General features: G+C 49.9%; 15 protein-coding genes and 1 pseudogene. 11 read left to right on the plus strand and 5 right to left on the minus strand.

Going from position 1 to position 17,958, the window contains the following annotated elements:
• Positions 1 to 76: 76 nt before the first annotated feature.
• Both GBK04_RS14600 and GBK04_RS14605 read left to right on the plus strand, forming a co-directional pair.
• Positions 77 to 2,254 carry a S9 family peptidase gene (locus GBK04_RS14600; RefSeq protein WP_152760871.1) on the plus strand — a complete coding sequence of 726 codons (2,178 nt, stop codon included), beginning with the start codon at positions 77 to 79 and terminating at the stop codon, positions 2,252 to 2,254.
• A 203-nt stretch (positions 2,255 to 2,457) separates the two neighbouring features.
• Positions 2,458 to 2,901 (plus strand): hypothetical protein, encoded by a 444-nt coding sequence (locus GBK04_RS14605; RefSeq protein WP_152760873.1) that lies wholly within the window; start codon positions 2,458 to 2,460, stop codon positions 2,899 to 2,901.
• A 3-nt stretch (positions 2,902 to 2,904) separates the two neighbouring features.
• Here the strand turns inward: GBK04_RS14605 and GBK04_RS14610 are convergent, their stop codons facing one another.
• Positions 2,905 to 3,504, minus strand: a complete 600-nt coding sequence (locus GBK04_RS14610) for a thymidine kinase (RefSeq protein ID WP_152760875.1) — start codon at positions 3,502 to 3,504, stop codon at positions 2,905 to 2,907.
• A 105-nt stretch (positions 3,505 to 3,609) separates the two neighbouring features.
• Here GBK04_RS14610 and GBK04_RS14615 point away from each other — a divergent pair, with 105 nt between their 5' ends.
• Both GBK04_RS14615 and GBK04_RS14620 read left to right on the plus strand, forming a co-directional pair.
• Positions 3,610 to 4,749, plus strand: coding sequence for a DUF8457 domain-containing protein (locus tag GBK04_RS14615; RefSeq protein WP_152760877.1), 1,140 nt, complete (start codon positions 3,610 to 3,612; stop codon positions 4,747 to 4,749).
• 4 nt (positions 4,750 to 4,753) lie between these two features.
• Positions 4,754 to 5,602, plus strand: coding sequence for a PorV/PorQ family protein (locus GBK04_RS14620; protein ID WP_152760879.1), 849 nt, complete (start codon positions 4,754 to 4,756; stop codon positions 5,600 to 5,602).
• Position 5,603: 1 nt separating this feature from the next.
• On the opposite strand, the pseudogene GBK04_RS14625 reads toward GBK04_RS14620, so the two are convergent.
• The 4 genes and pseudogenes from GBK04_RS14625 to aat form a co-directional block, all read right to left on the minus strand.
• Positions 5,604 to 6,688, minus strand: a pseudogene (locus tag GBK04_RS14625) (M20 family metallo-hydrolase).
• A 52-nt stretch (positions 6,689 to 6,740) separates the two neighbouring features.
• On the minus strand, positions 6,741 to 8,015 hold the full coding sequence (locus GBK04_RS14630; RefSeq protein WP_152766117.1) for a glutamate-5-semialdehyde dehydrogenase: 1,275 nt from the start codon (positions 8,013 to 8,015) through the stop codon (positions 6,741 to 6,743).
• Positions 8,016 to 8,072: 57 nt separating this feature from the next.
• Positions 8,073 to 9,110: a glutamate 5-kinase gene (gene proB, locus GBK04_RS14635; protein ID WP_152760881.1), complete on the minus strand. Its 1,038-nt coding sequence runs from the start codon at positions 9,108 to 9,110 to the stop codon at positions 8,073 to 8,075.
• Positions 9,111 to 9,310: 200 nt separating this feature from the next.
• Entirely contained in the window at positions 9,311 to 9,934 is a 624-nt protein-coding gene (gene aat / locus GBK04_RS14640) for a leucyl/phenylalanyl-tRNA--protein transferase (protein ID WP_152760883.1), read from the minus strand.
• A gap of 487 nt (positions 9,935 to 10,421) precedes the next feature.
• Between aat and GBK04_RS14645 the strand changes: the two genes are divergently transcribed.
• From GBK04_RS14645 to GBK04_RS14675, 7 genes are all read left to right on the plus strand, one after another.
• Positions 10,422 to 11,120 carry a GNAT family N-acetyltransferase gene (locus GBK04_RS14645; RefSeq protein WP_152760885.1) on the plus strand — a complete coding sequence of 233 codons (699 nt, stop codon included), beginning with the start codon at positions 10,422 to 10,424 and terminating at the stop codon, positions 11,118 to 11,120.
• A 212-nt stretch (positions 11,121 to 11,332) separates the two neighbouring features.
• A complete protein-coding gene (argG, locus tag GBK04_RS14650) occupies positions 11,333 to 12,541 on the plus strand; it encodes an argininosuccinate synthase (protein WP_152760887.1) in 1,209 nt (402 codons plus the stop codon).
• Complete coding sequence (gene argC, locus GBK04_RS14655; RefSeq protein WP_152760889.1) at positions 12,538 to 13,524, plus strand: N-acetyl-gamma-glutamyl-phosphate reductase; 987 nt, start codon at positions 12,538 to 12,540, stop codon at positions 13,522 to 13,524. The genes argG and argC overlap by 4 nt, the downstream gene beginning before the upstream one ends.
• A gap of 91 nt (positions 13,525 to 13,615) precedes the next feature.
• Complete coding sequence (locus tag GBK04_RS14660) at positions 13,616 to 14,752, plus strand: aspartate aminotransferase family protein (RefSeq protein ID WP_152760891.1); 1,137 nt, start codon at positions 13,616 to 13,618, stop codon at positions 14,750 to 14,752.
• A gap of 59 nt (positions 14,753 to 14,811) precedes the next feature.
• Positions 14,812 to 15,765, plus strand: coding sequence for an N-acetylornithine carbamoyltransferase (locus GBK04_RS14665; RefSeq protein WP_152760893.1), 954 nt, complete (start codon positions 14,812 to 14,814; stop codon positions 15,763 to 15,765).
• A gap of 98 nt (positions 15,766 to 15,863) precedes the next feature.
• On the plus strand, positions 15,864 to 16,403 hold the full coding sequence (locus tag GBK04_RS14670) for a hypothetical protein (protein ID WP_152760895.1): 540 nt from the start codon (positions 15,864 to 15,866) through the stop codon (positions 16,401 to 16,403).
• 167 nt (positions 16,404 to 16,570) lie between these two features.
• On the plus strand, positions 16,571 to 17,932 hold the full coding sequence (locus GBK04_RS14675) for a vanadium-dependent haloperoxidase (protein WP_152760897.1): 1,362 nt from the start codon (positions 16,571 to 16,573) through the stop codon (positions 17,930 to 17,932).
• Positions 17,933 to 17,958: the final 26 nt, after the last annotated feature.

The raw sequence follows: 17,958 nt of genomic DNA on the forward strand, positions 1-17,958 counted from the left end.
TGCACTTAACAGTTATTGGAGGAGCTGTACCGTACTTTTACTATATTTCGCATAAGTAATAAAACTTCCTTTCCTCATGAAGCACTTTTCCATTCTTTTTTGCTGTGTGACATTCATCGGTTCTGTGTATGCTCAGTCTAAAGAAAAAGTAAAAGCTACGGACCTGACCCGCATTGCGCAGGTAGGTACGATCAGTATTTCGCCCTCGGGCAAACAGGCTGTGTATACCCTCACCACGACGGAAGCTGTGCCCGATGCGAAGTTCGAGTATGAGTATAGGACACATCTCTATCTGTTCGATCTGGAAAACAAAACAGAACCGCGCGCCCTGACCTATGGCTTTGAAAGTGCCAGCCAGCCCGCCTGGTCGCCGGATGGTAGTAAAATTGCATTTGTACGTACAGTCAAAGAACAGAATCAGATATTCATTCTGCCTCTCAGTGGGGGCGAGGCCTGGCAATTGACCAATCTGAACTACGGGGCGGGCGGACCACGTTGGTCGCCCGATGGGAAAACCATTCTTTTTTCCACTGCATTGAGTATGGGTGACGTGATGAAAGATTCAACCATCAATCCTCGCAAAGAACTTCCTGCCTGGTCTTTGGAGAAACCGGGCTTCGATGATAATTCATTCGTGAGAGCCCCCAATGGGGTCAAGCCCGATCCTGATGGCACGCTGGCAGAAATCCGGGCTTTTTTGCAAAAGGATGCGGATGACAAAAAAGCCAAGGTCATCAACCGCCTGAACTTTCAGGCTGAATCCACTACGCAGCCCGAACTAAACTTCACACACCTGTACACCATTGAAGCACGGCCTGGTGCCATGGCGCGAAACATTACGCGGGGCTACTACAATTATGGTCAGGCAGAATGGACACCGGACGGGAAGATCGTGTTTATCACGCAGGGCGACAGCCTTCAGCATCCCGACCGTTCACTACGCAATCGCATCGTACGCATCAATGCTGATGGTAGCGGGTGGTTTACTTTACTTTCCGATCCTGAGCGTACATTCAACCAGCCTAGTTTTGCGCCCGATGGCAAGTACCTGGCTTTCATTACTTCTTTGGCTCCGACGCGCTCGGGATTACTCGACCTGGGGCATGTGGGTATCCTGGACATGGCTGATTTGAAAAAACCGGTGTTGTCTAACTTTGACCGCTCTGCGGGTAATCTCGTGTGGTCGAAGGACAGTAAGGCACTGTACTTCTCGGCCTCTTCCAACGGTGGCGCTCCGGCTTTTCGGATGGAAATGCCATCGGGTCAGGTGAATCAATTGACTGATTATTTATTTGGTGTAACGGACTTTGCGGTTTCTGGAAAAGAAGTGCTTTATGCCAAAACTGAAGTCGCCAATCCATCGGAATTATACCGGGCTGATTTGTCTTTTAAAAATGAGCGACAGCTTAGCCATCACAATACCGGCTGGGTTAATAACCGGGCGTTGAGTTTTCCCGAAAAACACACGCTCAAGAACTCGGCAGGCCAGACGATCGAGTACTGGATTATGAAGCCTACTTTTTTAGAAGCCGGGAAAAAGTACCCCCTGGTACTGGAGATGCATGGAGGTCCTACCGCTATGTGGGGCCCGGGAGAAGCCTCCATGTGGCACGAATTCCAATTCTTCTGTTCGCAGGGGTACGGTATCGTGTATGCCAATCCACGCGGTTCGGGCGGCTACGGTGTGGATTTTATGAAGGCCAACTACCGTGACTGGGGTACCGGGCCTGCTGAGGACGTGCTGGCCGCTGCCACCGAAGCCGCCAAAGAAGCCTGGGTGGACACCGCGCGTCAGGTGATCACGGGCGGGTCGTATGCAGGGTACCTTACTGCCTGGATTGTAGGTCATGACGACCGTTTCAAAGCAGCGTTTGCCCAGCGGGGAGTATACGAACTCACGACTTTCATGGGAGAGGGTAACGCCTGGAGGTTGGTGCCAGGGTACTTCGGCGGCTACCCGTGGGAAAAAGAAGCGGCGGCTTCCATGCGGGACAATTCGCCTCAGAGTTTTGTTCAAAACATCAACACACCCCTACTGATCAAGCACGGCGAGAATGACCTGCGTACTGGGGTCATCCAGAGTGAATTGCTCTACAAAAGTCTCAAAATTCTGGGAAAAGACGTAGAGTATGTCCGCATGCCCGGGGCCACGCATGAGTTGAGCCGGAGTGGAAACCCTCGCCAACGCATAGATCGAATCTTACGGATCTACGAATTTTTTGAGCGGTACGTAGGAAAATCAGCCAATAATTAATAATCTGTAATCGACTGAATTTCAATATTTTAAATGCTTGCTTGATTCAAATGTCGGTTTTACTAAAGGTGATATTGAATTGAGAGCATTCTGCTGGAGTAATTTTTTTAGTAAAACGAAAATTCAATTTGATGGTAGGTAGTGACGTCTTTCCACTACTATTAACACATCACTCATTCAAAACCCACTTATTTAATAGTATCATGGATAAGCAAAAAATAGTAGCTGCCTGCAAGCAGAATCTGAACGAAAAATTAGACACCACCCAAGAAGACATGCGGCGGCTCCGCGAGGCGGCGGGTCGCAATGCCGACGATAATCAGGCCGAAACCTACGAGTCGAATCAGCAGGAAATGCTGAACGAGATGCAGGACATGCAGGACCACTTTGATTTTCTGGAAGAATCTGCGGCACTTTTCAATCGTATTGATTTTCAATCGACGTTCGATTCGGTAAAGCCAGGTGCGCTTGTTGTGACGGATAAATTGACTTTTCTGGTCGGAATCAGCGGAGATTTTGAAAGTGATGGTAAGAAAATCAAGGGGATATCTACTTCGGCTCCGATTTATGAAGCCATGAAAGACAAGAAAGCGGGTGATGAAGTGTCGGTCAATAACAACACCTTCAAAATAAAAGATGTAGCCTAGTGCTCAAAAATTCCGGTCTACCTTCTCCCCCAAATTGAAGCAACGGCGGCAGCGAGCTTCGTATATGTCGGTTTCGCCCAGTAGTACCCGCTCCTGAGAGGGCGAAATCCGGTAAGAATGTGAGGCTACATCACCACAGATTACGCAGATGGCGTGAACCTTAGTCACGTATTCGGCTATACTCATCAGTTGGGGCATGCAACCGAAGGGCTTGCCCTGGAAATCCATATCAAGTCCGGCCACAATGACTCTTTTTCCTTTGTCGGCTAGTGAGTTGCACACATCCAGAATGGATGTATCGAAAAACTGCACCTCATCGAGCCCAACTACCTCACAGTTTCCGGCTAAAAGCAGAATTTCATTGGCCGTCTGGACGGGGGTAGAGCGAATTGAATTCTCGTTGTGCGAAACAATGTCTTCCTGATGGTAACGTTTATCCAATGCGGGTTTAAAAATTTCCACCGCTTGCCGGGCTATCTTCGCCCGATTGAGTCGGCGAATCAGTTCTTCGGTTTTGCCCGAAAACATCGAACCACAAATCACCTCGATCCAGCCCGTACGTGGATGTAGAATTTCCTTTTTGCGTGAGGGTTCAATAAACATTGTATTGGTATATTGTGGCGGCTAAGCGAGCGGTTGATTTTCATTACTTTTACAAAACAAACATATTTTCTCATACCAAGCCTCCCTCAAATCCCCGATTTATTTATGTCCGGCACAATCAACCATGCGGCTCTAAAGCAATACGCGGCCGACTTCACCTCCCAAGTTCTCGCGGATTTTTATGCCAGTAAGGCTACGATCAACGGACAGGAAATCCTGGCATTGACACCCATCCGACAGGTTAATTTGGGTATTATCAGTCGTATATTCGATCAGTGGAAAGCCGATGCACAGGCATTTCGCAGTCCCTACTTTGATTTTGAGAAAGAGGACGTAAAAAATGCGCTACAGGAATTCATGAATACTGTCTCGCGTAATATTGCCATTAAACAGGAGGATTTCCACCCCTTGCTGCTAGAGTCTACCGAAGATGCCTTGATGTTGTTGTTTGGGCCTGCCGACTATTTTGAACGTAAACTCCGTGAGTTTCCCAATTTTGTATTTGATAAGGAGGGGGCGCAGAGAATAGCCAAATATACCCACATCCACGCCGGGGTAGCCAGGAACCTGGCGTTGCGTTTAACCGATAGCGGTTCAGAATATGTGTACGTGAATCAGGCGCTCACCTGGCTCTCCAAGATGTTGGAAAGCGGTAGCTTACTCGATGACAGAACTCCGTATATCGAACAGTTTTCGTCAGTAATTCCCCTCAACGTACAGGTGATTTTTCCAGGTGATACCCGTGCTGCGGATTTTACTACCCCTCCCAAAGATTCTACCGGAGCCAGGCCAAGCGGTTCATTCTTCGACGCTGCTTTGGCCGATACTTCCCAGCCTATGCCAGGGGCCCGGCCGTCGTCACCTGTACCCGAACCGGCAATTGCCGAATTCAGAGAGCAACGCAATGCTCCGATTCCTACCTCTACGGGAGTTAATTCCTTGAACAGTCGTTTCAAAGTCGACATTCCCACGCGTTCCGAAGAAGCCAATTATGGTAGTGTGCCTCTCAAAGTGGACAATATCCTGGGTAGTATTGCACTGGGACAACGGTTTATGTTCGTCAATCAACTGTTCAATAAAAACAGCGATTCGTTCGACGAGGCTATCCGCGAACTTGAACAAGCCAGGAGTTTTGAGGAAGCCCGAGAACTGATGACCAACAAATTTGCCTCCAAATATTTCTGGGATATGAATAGCGATGCCGTTAATGATTTGATGGCGCTCGTGAAGCGCAAGTTCAACTGACCGCATGTTGTGGTGCCGGGTGCTCTTCTTGGTGATTGCGTTTCCCAGCCTGGCCCTGCCCAATCAGGATGATTTCCCTATCGGTGCCCGGGCTTGGGCCATGGCCAATGCCGTAGTGGCCCAGTCGGACCGCTATGCATTGATCAACAACATAGCAGGCTTAGCCACGCAGCACGAAGCGTCTGTTTTCTCTTCCTACCATTCCTACTACGGCTTCGACGGTGTCAATACCCTCGCTTTTGGTATCGTCGTACCCATTCGTGACGAACTGGCGACCGGATTTTCAATGCAACGATTCGGCGACAAGCTCTATAATGAGCTTTCCTTCGGGCTGGGGGTGGCACACCGCATCAACCGGATCAGCCTGGGTTTGAAAATCAATTACCGGCAAATTGCGGTCAATGCGCCTTCGCTATCGCTCAGTAAAAAGGCGCTGGTTGTGGAAATGGGCGGAATCGCACAGCTTAGTTCAACGGTCTACTTGGGAGCTCATGTTTACAACCTGGCGCAGGGTACCTTTTCCGGTGAGGGCTCCGAGAAGTTGCCTACTGTTTTGAAAACAGGCCTCTCCTATATTCCCATAGAATCGCTTCGCCTCAGCGCTGAATTCGTAAAGAACACCGACTACGCGGCCTCACTCCGGGCCGGATTGGAGTATGAGATCATCCCCAATCTTTATGTGCGAACCGGAATCGCTTCCAAACCCTATACTAATCATTTCGGTCTTGGTTTTGTAGGGGGTACCTTTGCCGTAGACTACGCCGCTTCAAGCCATCCGCAATTGGGGTGGTCGCATCATTTTACATTAGCTTATGCCTGGAAGAAAGAGGAGGTAGGAAAGAAGGATTTATGAACTAGCGCAAGACTTCCTCCAGCATCTTCACGTACTGCGCAATACCAGCCTCGATTTCGTGAAGGTAGATAAATTCGTCCGCCGTGTGCGAGCGTTCTGAATGCCCGGGGCCCATTTTCAGGGAAGGACAATCCAGTAAGGCCTGATCCGATGTAGTAGGGGAGCCGTAAGTATTGCGTCCCAGCCGCAGGCCCGCCTGTACAATGGGATGTTCTGTAGGAATGCTGGACGGACGCAGCCGGACGGAACGCGCATCTACATCGGACTGGATATTTTTTTCCACTTCTTCCAGAATTTCTTCGAGCGTGTACTGATCTGTCACCCGCACGTCGACCGTAAAGGTACAAGTGTCGGGTACTACATTGTGCTGAGTGCCAGCGTTGATCATCGTTACCGACATTTTGATTGGACCCAGCGTAGGTGACACTTTGGGGAAACGATAACCTGTAATCCATTGGATGTCCCTAATCGCTTTGTACAGCGCGTTATCACCTTCATCCCGCGCCGCATGGCCCGATTTTCCTCGCGCCGTGCAGTCCAGCACCAGCAATCCCTTCTCGGCCACAGCCAAGTGCATTTCGGTAGGTTCGCCCACAATGGCAAATTCGATGGGGGGAGTTCGGGTACCACGATTTCCAGACCTTCCTTGCCCGAAATTTCCTCTTCGGCGGATGCGACCAGAGCGATATTGTATGCCATATCGCTCCGGTCGTAGAAATAACAGAACGTAGCGATCAGCGAAACCAGGCAACCACCCGCGTCGTTACTGCCCAGGCCGTAGAGTTTGTTGTCACGCACTAACGGCTCAAAAGGATCAAGGGTCCAGGATTTATTGGGCTTGACGGTGTCGTGGTGGGAGTTTAATAAAAGGGTAGGTTTGGAAGCGTCAAAATGTTGATTGAGTGCCCAGATGTTGTTTTTCTTTCGGTGAAAAGGGATGTCTTTTTTTTGTAAAAAATATTCTATTTGGAGAGCCGTACCCGCTTCTTCGCGGCTGTAGGATGGAGTAGCAATGAGGTTTTTCAGTAGTTTGGTGGCTTCCTGGGTTAATGTAAGAAGCTGATTTTTTTCAAGCGATGAAGTCATAAAAAGGGGGTATCGTTCGCAATGCATTCAATCAAAGATACAAAAAAGGCGGTTATCCCCGTACCTGCCCATTGCCACGTATGACCCATTTTTCGGTGACGAGTTTTTCCAGGGCGAAGGGACCACGCGCGTGTAGTTTCTGGGTGGAAATACCAATTTCAGCACCCAATGCGAACACCCCCCCATCGGTGAAGCGGGTAGAAGCGTTGGCGTACACCGCAGCGGCATCTACTTCATTGAGGAACGTTTCAATGACCTGGGTATCCTGCGATACGATGGCTTCGGAGTGCCGGGAAGAAAATTCCTGAATGTGCGCCAGCGCTTCCGGTAAGCCTTCCACTACCCTTATGGAGCATTTGTAATCCAGGAATTCCCGTCCGAAATCTTCCGGCTGAGCTTCTTGCAGATGAGGGTACCCCGCGGCCTTCAGAATGGGATAAGCCGTTTTGTCGGCGAAAATTTCCACATTGTAAGCATTAAGTTGTTCGGTTAGGGTTGGTAAAAACTCCCCGGCAACCGCGCGATCCACCAGAATGGTATCCAACGAATTACAAACCGAAGGACGAGATACCTTGGCGTTAACAACAATAGCCCGGGCCTTAGCCAAATCCGCTGATTTCTCCACATAAGTATGGCACACGCCGGCTCCGGTTTCGATGGTAGGTACCAGCGAATTTTTCCGCACAAACTGAATCAGCGATTCCGAGCCACGCGGAATGATGATGTCCACAAAGCGCGTGGCAGTCAATAGTTCATTCACGAATTTGCGGTCGGTCGGAAGCAGCGTGACGGCTTCGGCAGGGATAGCGAATTCGGCCAGCGATTCGTGAATAATATCTACCAGGCAAGCATTGGAATGGGCCGCTTCCTTACCTCCTTTCAGTACGCAGGCGTTGCCCGAGCGCAGACATAAAGCGGCTACGTCGAGCGTCACGTTAGGTCGGGATTCGTAAATTACACCAACCACGCCCAGAGGCACGGCGATTTTCTGCATCTGTAAGCCCTGCTCCAGCGTGCGCTCGAGGAGTACCTGCCCGGTAGGATCGGGCAGGAGGGCTATCTCGCGCAGACTTTGGGCCAAAGCTTCGATACGATTATTGTTCAACAGCAAACGATCTTTTTTCGGATCGGCATCATCCATCCGGTCGAGGTCCTGCTGGTTCTGAGCCAGGATCAGTTCTTTCTGCGTCAGGATCCGATCGGCCAGGTTGTTTAGCAGGGATGACTTGACGGGATCTGGTAAATTTCGCACTCCTCCCGCTGCCTGCTGAGCTGCTTTCAGCATAGGGATAATCGTGGTAGGAGCTTCCTGCCCGTTTTCGTCCATTGTTGTAGGAGGTACCTTATTCTCTATCCCGGAATCCAAAACCATAATCATATAAAATTAAAATAACACGATATCACTGGCATTCGCCACTTCAAAATTTACCGTTTTCAAATTACCCACAATGGCTTGGGAGGTTTCACGCGAACGCGCCACCGCCACCATGTCACCCGAAGGGTCGAAAACCTCTACCAACTCGCCGGCTTCAAAGTCGCCCCGCACTTCCAGAATACCGACTGCCAGTAGACTTTTCCGTTTCTGCAGGGCCCGTACGGCTCCGTCGTCAATGCGAAGTTGTCCTGCCACCAAGCCGCCACTGCCCAGCCAGCGCCTGCGGGCCGATAAGGTGGAAGGCTGAGGCTGAAAGACGGTACCCGTTTCGAGTTGTAACGCCTTTACGATCCCATCAGGTTCGTTTATGCCGAAAATGACCACCCGGATACCCATTCGGGTAGCAAGCTTGGTGAAGGTCAGTTTAGAGGCCATTCCTCCCAAACCCAAATCCGATTTTTCGGTGCGTACCCACTTAAAGACCTCACTGACATCGGCCACTTCTCGCACTATGCGTCCATTTTCGTCCAGTAAACCCCCTACCGAAGTGCAAAGCATGAGGGTTTGGGCGCCAAAACCCGTGGCAATCAGCGTGGCCAGTTCATCATTGTCCGAAAACTTTAACTCGCGATCGCTTACTACATCGTTTTCATTTACGATGGGGATAATGCCGCTTGTCCAGAGTTCTTCGTAGGTACTTTTCAATTGTAGAAATTGATGCCGGTTGGCAAAGTGTTGGCGCTCACAAAGGCTTTGGGCTATGGGAATTCGATAGGGCAAAAAGTACCGGGCATACAAACCGATAAGCAGAGGATTCCCGACCGCTGCTGCGGCTTTGCGCTGCGTGATGTTACCCCGGTACTCCTGAATATACGCTTTCCCGGCTCCCACTGCTCCTGACGAAACCAGTATGATGCGGTAAGATGTATGCAGACTCGCTACTTGCCGGGCTATTTCCGAAATAATGGTATGATCCGGTTCTCCGGAGGGGCGGGTAATGGAAGCAGTACCGAATTTTATGACCAGAATGGGCTTGACGCCTGCCATTGCGGGGGAATTAAGGACGTAAAAATTCCCCAAAAATAGATAATTCCTCTTTACTATAACCCCGGGTTCTTGCCCGTCTGCCAGGAGATGGGGCAGATTGGCCCGGAAAACCCACCAGTGGTGGGTCTTGGTGCAGCAGGGTAATAGTCTGTACAACCGGAGCTTAAAAATCCATTACCAACGAATTAGGGAAGAGGTACCTAGGCTACGCGTTGGAACAGGTACTCCAGGTCAGGTTCGGTGAAGCGAGTCTTCATAGAAATAGCCTGCCGCAAACGTGCGAGGTATTCCGCTTTGGGAATTTCGATTGCCCCAAACCGACGCACATTGTCATTGATAAACTGGGTATCGAGGAGTTTGAAGTTCCGTTCCCGGAGAAGCCCCATCAGGGTGTGGAAGGCTACCTTAGAGGCATTGCTTACCTGGTGAAACATGGATTCGCCGAAAAAAGCCGCTCCGATTGCTACCCCATACAAGCCGCCAACTAACTCTCCTTCCTGATAGGCTTCGATACTATGGGCCATGCCGAGGTCATGCAACTGAGTATAGGCCCTGATGATATCTTCCGAAATCCAGGTACCTTCCTCCTGAATCCTGGGTGCGGCACACTGCCGCATAACGCCCTCAAAATTCCGGTTGATCCGAATCTCGAAAAGGTTTTTGTTCAGTATGGGCCGCAGGGATTTGGCAGGACGGTAGGAGTCGATGGGGATAACGGCACGAGGATCTGGCGAATACCAGTACAGCGAGCCGTCGGCATCGGCCATGGGAAATATACCATTAATATAGCCGTAGATAAGATCGTCAGCAGTCAGTTGATTCATGAAGTGTTGCCGCTTAGGGTTGGGCTTTCAAAATTATCATTTTCCTCGATAAGTCCATAATGTTATTTGGTAAAAATTTGATTACCAAAGGATTATGTTTAGACTTTTTAATAAAACATAAAACATAATCTTCATTTAACAGCTAATTTATTGCTATCTTGATTTACGAATTATCAACAAAAAAAGGGAACGGAAAAAATATATTTGCAGTTTAGTTGGAGTAGATGCATAATTTTCACAAAATTTGTATCGTTTTTAACACGAACCGGCGCTCCGGAACCAACTCTTGAATAGCAAAGTGATCCATACTTTCTTTCATACTACCCCCTTCCGATTTAGGTCCGTCTGGACCATCTAATCTTCTTTTGCCTACGTGGCAAAGTTTTTTCTGCCCTTTTTTCCTAGTTTATTTATTTCAGAAACTCATCTCAGACTGATGTGATTTCTCCCAAGCTATGCGCAGAAGGAGCCAATTCAGCACCAAACCATGAAAAATAACGGAATTTCAGAGAGTCCTTTCCTTGTTCAGATTGCCAACGAAGACCATCTACACTACGCTGAAACGATTTGCGCCGAAATGGAGGAAAGCGCCAAAAAGCGGGGGACGGGTATCGCCAAACGCTCGGCGGTTTATCTGATGGAGAAGATGATAGAAGGTAAAGCCATTATCGCCACCACCAAAGCAGGCGAATGGGTGGGCTTCTGCTATATCGAAACCTGGGAACACGGTAAGTTCGTAGCCAATTCGGGCCTGATCGTGCACCCCGATTTTCGCAACAGTGGTATTGCCAAAGCCATCAAGGCCAAGGCTTTTGAGCTATCCCGCAAGAAGTACCCAAATGCCAAGATCATTGGCATCACGACCAGTCTGGCGGTAATGAAAATCAATTCTGACCTCGGCTATGAACCCGTAACGTTCAGTGAGCTTCCGGCGGACGATGCTTTCTGGAAGGGTTGCGCCAGTTGTGTCAATTACGACGTCCTGACTCGTACCAACCGTAAAAACTGCCTGTGTACGGGTATGATGTACAACCACGAGGAGGCTAAGAAGCATACGAAAGACGAAGGTTGGAACTTCCTGAAAGAGTCCAAGCTTTATGAGCGTTGGATGCGGATCAAGCAGCGGATTCTGCTACGAAGGAATGATCGTACCCAAAAGAAAAGCCCCGACGCGATGCTGGTATAGCAAAACGCTGTTCTACCGGAACATGCTCCAAATAGCCAGGACCCCGCTCGGTATTTCTGTAAAGAACCGGAGCGGGGTTTTTGTTTGCAATAGCCCGAATCATCAGAATGCATTAAGTTTGTAGGTGAAAGTACCTTGCATTCAATTGCCAATCAAATCAATCCCCAATGTCAGTAGCCAGCAACTACCGGCCATAAGCTCAAAAATAACCAATGTCCCAAAAACCAAAAGTAGTATTAGCGTTCAGCGGTGGACTGGACACCTCGTTTTGTGTGAAGTACCTGGCCGAGGACCAGGGGTACGAAGTTTATTCGGTCCTGGTGGATACGGGCGGGTTTTCTGATGCGGAACTCAAGAGCATCGAAGCCAATGCCTATGCATTGGGCGTCAGGCAACACACGACGGTTGTGAAAACTACGGAATACTACACTGATTGCATCAAGTACCTCATATTTGGCAATATTCTCAAAAACAACACCTACCCACTATCAGTGAGTGCCGAGCGAATTTTCCAGGCCGTAGCCGTAGCGGAATACGCGAAGGAAATTGGCGCCTCGGCCATTGCCCACGGGAGTACCGGGGCGGGCAACGACCAGGTACGGTTCGACATGGCTTTCCGTATTATCATGCCCGAGGCCGAGGTGATTACCCCTATTCGTGACCTGAAACTATCGCGCGAAGCCGAAATCGAGTACCTGACCAAAAAAGGTGTGGAGCGAGATTGGAAAAAAGCCGAATACAGCATTAACAAAGGGTTGTGGGGTACCTCGGTGGGCGGCCGGGAAACGCTGACTTCCCAAAAGTACCTGCCCGAAAGCGCCTGGCCCACCCAGGTAGCCAAAACCGAACCCGAAACGATCACGCTGGAGTTCGAAAAGGGCGAGTTGGTGGGACTGAACGGTGAACGCAGCGTAACCCCCGTACAGGCTATTCAAAAACTGGCCGAAATCGCCCAGCCCTTCGGTATCGGTCGCGATATTCATGTGGGCGATACCATTATCGGCATCAAGGGTAGGGTAGGTTTTGAAGCCGCTGCACCGCTGATTATTATCAAAGCCCACCATACGCTGGAAAAACACGTACTGACTGAGCAGCAACTCTATTGGAAAGAGCAACTCGCCAACTGGTACGGTAGCCTGCTGCACAAGGGACAGTTCGTGGAGCCTGTTATGCGCAATATCGAAACCTTTTTGACCGATACCCAAAGCCACGTGACGGGTAGAGTGGGGGTACAACTAGCTCCGTACCGTTTTTACGTAGAAGGCATTGAGTCGCCTTATGATCTGATGTCGCCCGTGTTTGGCAGCTACGGTGAAATGAACAATGCCTGGACGGGTGACGATGTGCGGGGTTTCTCAAAGGTAGCCTCGAATCAGGCTATGATTTATCAGAAAGTGAGTGAGTTAGCAGAGAAGAAATGACAGACACAATTAACGTAGGTATTATTGGGGCAGCCGGCTATACGGGTGGCGAACTGATCCGTATTCTGTTAAATCATCCGAATGCAAACATCGCCTTTGCCCACAGCAAAAGTCAGGCGGGTAGACCGGTGTACGCCACGCATACTGATTTGCTGGGCGATACGGACCTGATGTTTTCGGGCGAGGAAACGCAGACTTTACTCACTAGCGAATCGCTGCACGTGATTTTCTTATGTTCGGGACACGGTGAATCCAAAAAATTTCTGGAAACCAATGAGGTACCTGATGCGGTGAAAATCATTGACCTAAGTACCGACTTCCGCGACGAATCAGCAAGCTTTGTGTACGGTCTGCCAGAGCTGCAAAAAGACAGAATCAGGAAAGCTAGCAGAATCGCTAACCCTGGCTGCTTTGCGACGAGTATCGAGCTGGCTTTGCTACCCCTGGCACAGGCCGGACTGCTGAAAGACGATGTACACGTCAGTGCCGTTACGGGTAGTACAGGTGCCGGGCAGTCGTTGAGTGCGACCACGCATTTTTCGTGGCGCAATAATAACGCTTCGATTTACAAGGCCTTCACGCACCAGCATTTGACCGAAATAAAAATGAGCGTGACGAAATTGCAGGCCGATTTTGGGCAAAAAATAAATTTTATTCCTTATCGGGGCGATTTCACACGCGGCATCATGGCCAATGTATATACACCCTACGGAGGGTCGCTGGAAGAGGCAATCGACTTATACGAAAGTTATTACGGAGCGCATCCATTTACGCACATTAGCATTCCAGCTATCGACTTGAAGCAAGTGGTCAACACCAATAAGTGTTTTATTCATTTGGAAAAGCACGAGGGGCAGCTACTGATCACAAGCATCATCGACAACCTGACCAAGGGCGCATCGGGACAAGCAGTACAGAATATGAACCTGCTTTTTGGCTTACCTGAGGATTCGGGATTAAGGCTGAAAGCGCCGGCTTATTAAAAAGCTGATACCTGTCTGTTTTAGATTCCATTTAGAAATTATTTATCAAAAAAACTATCGGCTAGTAGCCAGCAGCAAAAAGTTAGAACTCATGACGCATCTATTTGATGTTTATCCCCTATATGACATAGAGCCTGTCAAAGCGCGGGGTAGCTACCTCTGGGATCAGAACGGTACCAAATATACGGACCTGTACGGTGGGCACGCGGTAATTTCGGTTGGGCATTGTCATCCGTATTACGTGGAAATGCTCACCAAGCAAATGAATGCCATCAGTTTTTACTCCAACTCGGTGCGGATCAGTCTACAGGAAGAACTGGCTGAGAAACTGGGTGAACTCTCGGGGTACCCTGACTATCGGCTTTTTCTGTGCAACTCGGGCGCCGAAGCCAACGAGAACGCCTTAAAACTCGCTTCGTTCCATAATGGTCGCACAAAAGTAATCGCTTTCAACAAAGCCTTTCATGGCCGGACAGCTGGGGCCGTCGCCGTTACGGACAATCCAGCCATCGTGGCGCCGGTCAATTACAATCAGCACGTTACGTTCCTACCCTACAACGACATAGAAGCCGCCGAAACCGGCATCACCGATGAAGTGTGCGCGGTGATTGTGGAAGGCATTCAGGGGGTAGGGGGCATCCACGTGGCGACGGATGAATTTCTGCAAACCCTGCGCCGCAGGTGCGACGAAACCGGGGCCGTACTGATCCTGGATAGCGTCCAATGCGGGTTCGGACGTACCGGGAAGTTCTTCTCGCACCAATTCAGCGGCATTGACCCCGACCTGATGACAATGGCTAAGGGTATGGGCAATGGCTTCCCGATTGGGGGGGTACTTATTTCCCCCAAGTTCAAGGCAAGCTACGGGATGCTGGGAACAACGTTTGGAGGTAACCACCTGGCCTGCGCGGCAGGGGTAGCGGTGCTGGATATCATGAAAAGCGAAAACCTTATCGAGAATGCCGCCCGCATGGGCGAATACTTCATGGAGGGTATCCGGCGGGTGGGTGGCTACAAGGAGTTACGCGGACGCGGACTGATGATTGGGATCGAATATGATTTCCCGGTAAAAGACTTGCGGAATAAACTGCTCTTCGAGCACAAGTTATTCACGGGCGTGGCAGGGGCCAATACCATTCGTTTGCTTCCTTCGCTGGCCATCGGTACCGAAGAAGCCGACGCTTTTCTGAAAGCACTGGAAGTAGAGATTTCGCAAGTACCAAACTAACCCAACCCTCACTGGCTTCCCGAAAATTCTGAACTTTCGGGAAGCAAATACCCAACCGGATGAACCATTTTATATCGCCTCAGGACGTACCCGACCTCAATCAACTCATAACGGGTGGCATCGTAGCCAAACGCAATCCCTTTGCCGACAAACAACTCGGCGAGAACAAAACCATCGGTTTGCTTTTCTTCAATTCCAGCCTGCGAACCCGACTCAGCACCCAGAAGGCTGCCCAGAATCTGGGTATGAACGTGATTGTATTGAACGTGAGCCAGGATAGCTGGGGCCTGGAGATGGAAGAGGGGGTAGTCATGAATGGAGCCAATGCCGAACACGTGAAAGAAGCGGCGGCGGTCATAGGTCAGTATTGTGATATCATCGGGGTTCGCTCGTTTGCCAAATTGCAAGATCGTGACGCCGACTATTCTGAATTGGTTTTTCAGCAGTTCAGGAAGTACGCAGGGGTACCCATTGTAAATCTCGAATCGGCTACGCGCCACCCGCTGCAATCGCTGGCCGACTGCATTACCATTGAAGAATTCAAGGTCAAAGCCCGCCCCAAAGTGGTACTTACGTGGCTGCCGCATTTCAAAGCACTGCCCCAGGCGGTAGCCAATTCATTCTGCGAATGGATGAATGGCATGGACGTTGAATTGGTCGTGACGCATCCCGAAGGTTACGATCTGGCTCCTGAATTTCTGGGGAAAGCGGAGGTACTTCATGATCAGAATAAAGCGCTTGAAGGCGCGGATTTCGTGTATGGAAAGAACTGGTCTTCGTACACCAGCTACGGTCAGGTGCTTGTCAACGATCCGGCTTGGATGATGACCGAGGAAAAAATGGCGCGTACCGACAACGGTAAATTCATGCACTGTCTGCCCGTGCGTCGCAATGTCAAAGTGACCGATGCCGTATTAGACAGTCCTCGTGCGCTGGTTATCGAGCAGGCGGCCAACCGCGAATGGGCCGCACAGGCGGTCTTGAAAGAGATTTTGCTCGGGATGCAGGAGTAATATACGAGTCGCTGACCCAGGCGATGAACCCGTTCGCCTTGCGAAACGTTTGGAAATAAGGTATATTTACCGCCCGATTCCTGACCTTAAGCCCTGATTTGAAACAAATTGCCGCCACCGCATTTTTCTTTTTGCTCCTGATCCACATGCTGGGTCAGACGGTGTCGGTATGGTGTCTTGAGGCCTTTTACAATACCCCTAATTCTGGCGTACTCAGTGAAGAACGTATCGTACTGAAGGTACCTTTTGCCATTCCTTACGGTACTACCTGGAACAATGATGCCCCCGAGGGCTTGGTACATTACGAGGGCGATTTTTACAATATCGTCGAGCAACGCTACGAAAACGATTCTCTCTATACGGTAATGCAGGCGAATTTCAGCGCGCGGGAGCAATTCTTCGCCCTGGCCGAACGTATTCAACAGGAATTTGGCCACAATGTAAATAAGTCGGGCAATCCGCTCGAAAAAAGCACAAAAGTATTCTCAACCGCCATCAAGCACTACCTTTCCACACAGCGCCGGGTTACGTTCTACCTGTGGGAATTGATGGAAGGTACCTCCATGCTTTCCAGTTATCCCGTGAACTGGTCGGCTTATGACCTGTCCCCGGCTACTCCACCACCCGATCTTGTCTGATTTGTTTTATTTCAAGTACCAATCGGTGTCAATGATCCTGACGTATACGAATGCGTTGGCCATGAACGGATTGCTACTTTCACTAAGTAAATCATTAATCGGGCTGATTACGGACCTATTTTAAGAAAATGGGTCAGAATAGCCGATTTTTCAAAAAAACAGACCAGATGAAAAAATTTTCTTTCCTGGTGGCATTGCTTGCCGCCACTACTTTCGCGTCGAGTTGCCGCCAGACTACAACGCCTGAGGTATATAATAAAAGTGCCTCTGATCCAGAAATGATCCACGACCTTGGCGAACAACTGACTGATGTAGTCATTCACGATATTTTCAAGCCACCCGTAGCTAGCCGTATTTACGCTTACTCAAACCTGGCGGCTTACGAAGCCCTGGTACCGGGGCATCCAGAGTACCGTTCCTTAAGCGGGCAACTCAACGGCTTTGAACCTACCCCCCAACCCGAACCGGGTAAGGAGTACTGCTTTCCGCTGGCTAGCGCCAAAGCCTTTACCATTGTGGGCAGGACGCTCACCTTTTCCGGTGATATGTGGGATACCTACGAAAAAGATTTCTTCAAGAAATACGAGGCGATGGGCATTCCCGACGATGTGATCGAACGCTCGACTGCTTATGGCGAGGCCGTTGCCAACCATATTATTAAGTATTCGGGAAAAGACAATTATAAGCAAATCAGAGGATTTCGCTATACCGTAACCAACGAACCAGGTACCTGGGTACCTACCCCGCCTGCTTACGCCGATGCCTGCGAACCAATGTGGAATACGGTGCGTCCTTTTACCCTTGATTCGGTGCGTCAGTTTGTTTGTCCGCCGCCGGCTAAGTACGATTTGAGTAAGAACAGCCCCTTTATGAAATTGACTTATGAGGTATATGATACAGGCAAAAACCTCACCGAGGAACAACGTACTACGGCTTATTTCTGGGATGACAATGCCTTCGTAACCAATGTGGTAGGCCATGTGATGTTTGCCAATAAAAAGATGACCCCGCCGGGCCACTGGCTAGCCATTACCCGCACCGTGGCTAGAGACAAAAATCTGGATTTGATGCAAACGACCGAGGCCTATACGTTGGGTTCTCTGGCCATGTTCGATGCCTTTGTTTCGTGTTGGGATGAAAAGTACAAAAGCGTGCGCATTCGGCCCGAAACGGTCATCAACAACGGCTGGGATCCCGAGTGGCGTCCGTATCTGGAAACGCCCCCTTTCCCCGAGTATGTAAGTGGCCACAGCTCTGTTTCGGCGGCTTGTGGTACCATATTGACCAATCTGTTGGGGAATAATGTGGCGTTTACGGACACGACCGAGAAAAAGTACGGCCATGGTGTGAAGTCGTTCAAGTCATTCGAGGAAGCTTATTGGAATGCCTCGTACAGCCGTATGTACGGCGGAATCCACTACCGCGATGGCGTGGAGGAAGGTACCCACCTGGGCGAGACGGTAGGCAAATGGGTTTGGAAAAAGGCTCAGACCCGAAAGGATAGAAAAGAGCAGGTAGCCTCTCGCTAAAAGGGTGGTAAACTGCAACAGAAAGG

Origin of the sequence: Salmonirosea aquatica, assembly GCF_009296315.1 — a bacterium.
Taxonomy (GTDB): domain Bacteria; phylum Bacteroidota; class Bacteroidia; order Cytophagales; family Spirosomataceae; genus Salmonirosea; species Salmonirosea aquatica.

Excerpts from the sequence above, each read along its gene's own strand:
- GBK04_RS14630 (WP_152766117.1), bottom strand. The coding sequence starts at position 8,015 with ATGGACGAAAACGGGCAGGAAGCTCCTACCACGATTATCCCTATGCTG.
- argC (WP_152760889.1), top strand. The coding sequence starts at position 12,538 with ATGACAGACACAATTAACGTAGGTATTATTGGGGCAGCCGGCTATACG.
- GBK04_RS14600 (WP_152760871.1), top strand. The coding sequence starts at position 77 with ATGAAGCACTTTTCCATTCTTTTTTGCTGTGTGACATTCATCGGTTCT.
- GBK04_RS14605 (WP_152760873.1), top strand. The coding sequence starts at position 2,458 with ATGGATAAGCAAAAAATAGTAGCTGCCTGCAAGCAGAATCTGAACGAA.
- aat (WP_152760883.1), bottom strand. The coding sequence starts at position 9,934 with ATGAATCAACTGACTGCTGACGATCTTATCTACGGCTATATTAATGGT.
- GBK04_RS14610 (WP_152760875.1), bottom strand. The coding sequence starts at position 3,504 with ATGTTTATTGAACCCTCACGCAAAAAGGAAATTCTACATCCACGTACG.
- proB (WP_152760881.1), bottom strand. The coding sequence starts at position 9,110 with ATGGCAGGCGTCAAGCCCATTCTGGTCATAAAATTCGGTACTGCTTCC.
- GBK04_RS14660 (WP_152760891.1), top strand. The coding sequence starts at position 13,616 with ATGACGCATCTATTTGATGTTTATCCCCTATATGACATAGAGCCTGTC.
- GBK04_RS14615 (WP_152760877.1), top strand. The coding sequence starts at position 3,610 with ATGTCCGGCACAATCAACCATGCGGCTCTAAAGCAATACGCGGCCGAC.
- GBK04_RS14665 (WP_152760893.1), top strand. The coding sequence starts at position 14,812 with ATGAACCATTTTATATCGCCTCAGGACGTACCCGACCTCAATCAACTC.
- GBK04_RS14620 (WP_152760879.1), top strand. The coding sequence starts at position 4,754 with ATGTTGTGGTGCCGGGTGCTCTTCTTGGTGATTGCGTTTCCCAGCCTG.
- argG (WP_152760887.1), top strand. The coding sequence starts at position 11,333 with ATGTCCCAAAAACCAAAAGTAGTATTAGCGTTCAGCGGTGGACTGGAC.
- GBK04_RS14645 (WP_152760885.1), top strand. The coding sequence starts at position 10,422 with ATGAAAAATAACGGAATTTCAGAGAGTCCTTTCCTTGTTCAGATTGCC.
- GBK04_RS14675 (WP_152760897.1), top strand. The coding sequence starts at position 16,571 with ATGAAAAAATTTTCTTTCCTGGTGGCATTGCTTGCCGCCACTACTTTC.